The following is a 3,963-nucleotide window of genomic DNA, read 5'->3' as shown; positions in this document are numbered from 1 at the left end:
CTCGAGCGGTTCGCCGTCAGCCGCGCCGATACCTCGGGGTCGGGCGGAACGATCACGTTCGCGAAGTCCGGTAAGACCGTCACCGTGGACGGTGCCACGACGATTCTCGAGGCCGGTGAGAGCGTCGGCGCGCTGATGCCCTTCGGGTGCCGCATGGGAATCTGTCAGACTTGTGTGGTGCCGCTCGAGAAGGGGCACGTCGTCGATCTGCGATCCGGCAAGGAACACGCAGAGGGCGAACGCGTCCAGACCTGCATCTCCGCCGCTGCCGGCGACTGCACACTGGACGTGTAGACACCGACAGCAACCTCCGAAGGATCCCGCTTGGCCATCACCGACATCCGCGCGTTCTCGCACCTGACCGAAGACGATATCGTTGCTCTCGCAAACGAATTCGACGCGATTCGACGGGATGTGGAGAATTCGCGCGGCCCCCGGGACGCGCGTTACATCCATTCCGTCATCCGTCTGCAGCGTGTGCTGGAGGTGGTCGGACGCTGCGCGCTGTTCGGTTCCGGCCGCCGGTCGCGCTGGATCGTCGGTACCGCCGCGCTGTCGCTCGCCAAGATCATCGAGAACATGGAGCTCGGGCACAACGTGATGCACGGGCAGTGGGACTGGATGAACGATCCGGAGATCCACTCCACGTCCTGGGAGTGGGATCAGACCGGCCCGTCCGAGCACTGGAAGCGCGCCCACAACTACGCGCACCACACCTACACGAACATCGTGGGCATGGACGAGGACGTCGGATTCGGCATCCTGCGGATGACGCGCGACGAGAAGTGGCGTCCGCGCAATCTCGCGCAGCCGATCGCCAACATCGTCCTCGCCCTGACCTTCGAATGGGGGATCGCGCTGCACGATCTCTCTGCGAAGAAGGAACTCGAAGGCGTCCCGCCCGCGCAGTGGAACTCGGGGCCCAACAAGGAATTCGCGGTGAAGGCCGGTCGGCAGGTCGTCAAGGATCTGGTGTTCTTCCCGGCGCTCACCGGCCCGGCCTGGCGTAGCACGCTGTCGGCGAACCTCGCCGCCAACGTGATCCGCAACATCTGGGCGTATCTCGTGATCTTCTGCGGCCACTTTCCGGACGGCGCCGAGAAGTTCACCACGGAGCACTACGAGAACGAAACCCGCGGAGAGTGGTATCTGCGCCAGTTGCTCGGCAGCGCAAACATTTCGGGTGGGCGCGCGATGGATTTCCTCACCGGGAATCTCAGCTACCAGATCGAGCATCATCTGTTCCCCGATCTGCCGAGCAACCGCTACCCGGAGATCGCCGCGCGCGTGCGGGCGCTGTGCGGGAAGTACGACCTGCCGTACACCACCGGCTCTCTCGCCCGGCAGTACTGGCTCGCCCTGCGCACGATCCACAAGCTCGCGGTGCCCGACCGCTTCCTGAAGGCGACCTCCGACGACGCCCCGGAAACCTCTTCCGAGCGCAAGTTCGACCGGTGGCGCCCGGAGGCGCCGGCGACCGAGGCGTCCACCGGCCGGCGCCGGGGATTGCTCACGGCCCTCCGGGTTCATGCCGAGCATGCGGTAGCAGAGCGTCGGCGTCGCCGTGGTGAATCGGGTCGTCGGCGACGTTCCATGGCTGTGTGATTCGCGCCACAGCGCCGATTTCGGCTAACCTACGGAGCCGTAACCTACGGTAGAGTAGCTCCCATGGCGATATCGGATGTCAAGGAGTACGCACACCTGACGGATGCGGATGTCGAGGCCATCGGCCGCGAACTCGACGCCATCCGGCGCGATATCGAGGAGTCCCGCGGTGAGCGCGACGCTCGATACGTCCGCAACACGATCCGGTTGCAGCGTGGCCTCGAGATCGGTGGGCGCCTCGTGCTGCTCGGCTCTAACAAACGCCCGCTGTGGCTGCTGGGCACGGGCATGCTCTCCCTGTCGAAGATCATCGAGAACATGGAGCTCGGGCACAACGTGATGCACGGGCAGTGGGACTGGATGAACGACCCCGAGGTGCACTCGGCCAACTGGGAGTGGGACAACGTCGACCCGTCGGCGCACTGGAAGATCACCCACAACTACCTGCACCACAAGTACACCAACATCCTCGGCATGGACGACGACGTGGGATACGGTCTGCTGCGCGTCACCCGCGACCAGCGGTGGAAGCCGTTCTACCTCGGCAACGTCGCCTACAACGCGATTCTCGCGGCGCTGTTCCAGTACGGCATCGCCATCCAGCTCCTCGAGCTCGGCAAGGTCGTCCAGGGACGCGACGACCGCGAGCTGACCAAGGCGCGCGGCAAGGAGGTGCTCGCCAAGCTCGGCAAGCAGCACCTGCGCGACTACGTGGTCTACCCGGCGCTGAGCGGTAAGTCGTGGAAGTCCACGATGAAAGCCAATGCGACGGCCAACTTCGTGCGCAACATCTGGACCAACGCGGTGATCTTCTGCGGTCATTTCCCCGACGGTGCGGAGAAGTTCACGAAGCAGGACATCGAGAACGAGACGCGCGCCCAGTGGTACCTGCGTCAGATGCTCGGTTCCGCGAACATCTCCGGCGGCCGGGTCATGGACTTCATGACCGGCAACCTGAGCTACCAGATCGAACACCACATCTATCCCGACCTGCCGTCCAACCGGTACGCCGAGATCGCGGTGCGCGTGCGCGAGCTGTGCGAGAAGTACGACCTGCCGTACACCACGGGTCCGCTCGCGGTGCAGTACTGGAAGTCGTGGCGCACCATCGCCAAGCTGTCACTGCCCGACAAGTACCTCAAGGACGATCGCGACGCCGCCCCGGAGACCGCCTCCGAGCGGGGCTTCGGCGGAGTGCCGGAGATCGATCCGGTCACCGGTCGCCGCATGGGTCTGGCCACCACCATCGAGAAGACCCGCAAGCGCGGATTCATCCGCCGCGCGCTCGGCATGCGCTAGCGGTCACGAGAACGAGAACGAACCCCGGCACCCGAAGAAGGTGCCGGGGTTCGTTCGGTCACCCGGGTTCGATCACCAGGCGTCGTTGGAAGCCAGAGCCGTGAGCAGCTCGCGCACGGCCGTCGCCCGGCGGTGCGACTTGCCCTCCAGGGCGTCGAAGGCGCATTCGGGATCGGCCGGCGGCCCGAGATGCGTGCATCCGCGCGGGCAGTCCTCGACCGCCTCGGACAGGTCCGCGAACGCCGCGACGACGTCGTCGGGGCCGATGTGCGCGAGCCCGAACGACCGGATGCCGGGGGTGTCGACCGCCCAGCCGCCTTCGGGAAGGTGCAGTGCCACCGACTGGGTGGAGGTGTGCCGTCCCTTGCCCACCCCGGAAACCTCGCCGGTGGCCCGGTCGGCGTCGGGGACGAGCCGGTTCACCAGCGTCGACTTGCCGACTCCGGAGTGCCCGATCAGCGCGGTCAGACGACCGTCGATCCGATCGTGCAGGGCGGTGAGATCGTCGTCCTGCCCGACCAGCAGTACCGGGATGTCGAGATCCGCGAAGTGCGCGGCGAACTCGTCGGGATCGGCCAGGTCGCTCTTGGTGAGCCCCAGCAGGGGAGTGAGCCCGCCGGCGTAGGCCGCCACGAGTGCGCGTTCGACGAGTCCGGTCCGGGGCGGGGGATCGGCCAACGCGACCACGATGAGCAGCTGTTCGGCGTTGGCGACGACGATGCGCTCGAACGGATCGGTGTCGTCGGCGGTGCGTCGCAGGACGGTGCTGCGCTCCTCGACCCGCACGATGCGCGAGAGCGTGTCGGGACGGCCGGAGAGATCACCCACGACCCCCACCCGATCGCCCACCACGATGGGGGTCCGGCCGAGCTCGCGTGCCCGCATCGCCGTCACGATCCGCTCGGGATCGCCGCCGAGTGCGACACCCCACCGTCCCCGGTCGACGGACACGACCATGCCCTCCTCCGCGTTGCGGTGGGCGGGGCGGTCCTTCGTGCGCGGCCGCGAGCCGCGCCCGGGGCGGACCCGGACGTCGGACTCGTCGTACTCGCGCCGCCT

The 3,963-nt window shown here is 66.9% G+C and carries 4 protein-coding genes; 3 read left to right on the top strand and 1 reads right to left on the bottom strand.

The genetic code is table 11. The features are described from left to right. The 3 genes from R1101_RS0117805 to R1101_RS0117795 form a co-directional block, all read left to right on the top strand. Window positions 1-294, top strand: a 294-nt coding sequence (locus tag R1101_RS0117805; RefSeq protein WP_026003418.1) for a 2Fe-2S iron-sulfur cluster-binding protein, incomplete at its 5' end; no start/stop codon positions are given. Window positions 295-324: 30 nt separating this feature from the next. Beyond that, window positions 325-1,605: a fatty acid desaturase family protein gene (locus tag R1101_RS0117800; RefSeq protein ID WP_016934712.1), complete on the top strand. Its 1,281-nt coding sequence runs from the start codon at window positions 325-327 to the stop codon at window positions 1,603-1,605. Window positions 1,606-1,668: 63 nt separating this feature from the next. Continuing rightward, window positions 1,669-2,904 carry a fatty acid desaturase family protein gene (locus R1101_RS0117795; RefSeq protein WP_016934711.1) on the top strand — a complete coding sequence of 412 codons (1,236 nt, stop codon included), beginning with the start codon at window positions 1,669-1,671 and terminating at the stop codon, window positions 2,902-2,904. Window positions 2,905-2,976: 72 nt separating this feature from the next. Here the strand turns inward: R1101_RS0117795 and rsgA are convergent. Further along, window positions 2,977-3,963 (bottom strand): ribosome small subunit-dependent GTPase A (gene rsgA / locus R1101_RS0117790; RefSeq protein ID WP_016934710.1); only part of this gene is annotated, 987 nt, incomplete at its 5' end.

It is taken from the genome of Rhodococcus sp. R1101 (genome assembly GCF_000278445.1).
GTDB lineage: Bacteria > Actinomycetota > Actinomycetes > Mycobacteriales > Mycobacteriaceae > Rhodococcus > Rhodococcus gordoniae.
The sequence above is the reverse complement of the archived record's forward strand: the minus strand, read 5'-3'. Positions and strand labels throughout refer to the sequence as shown.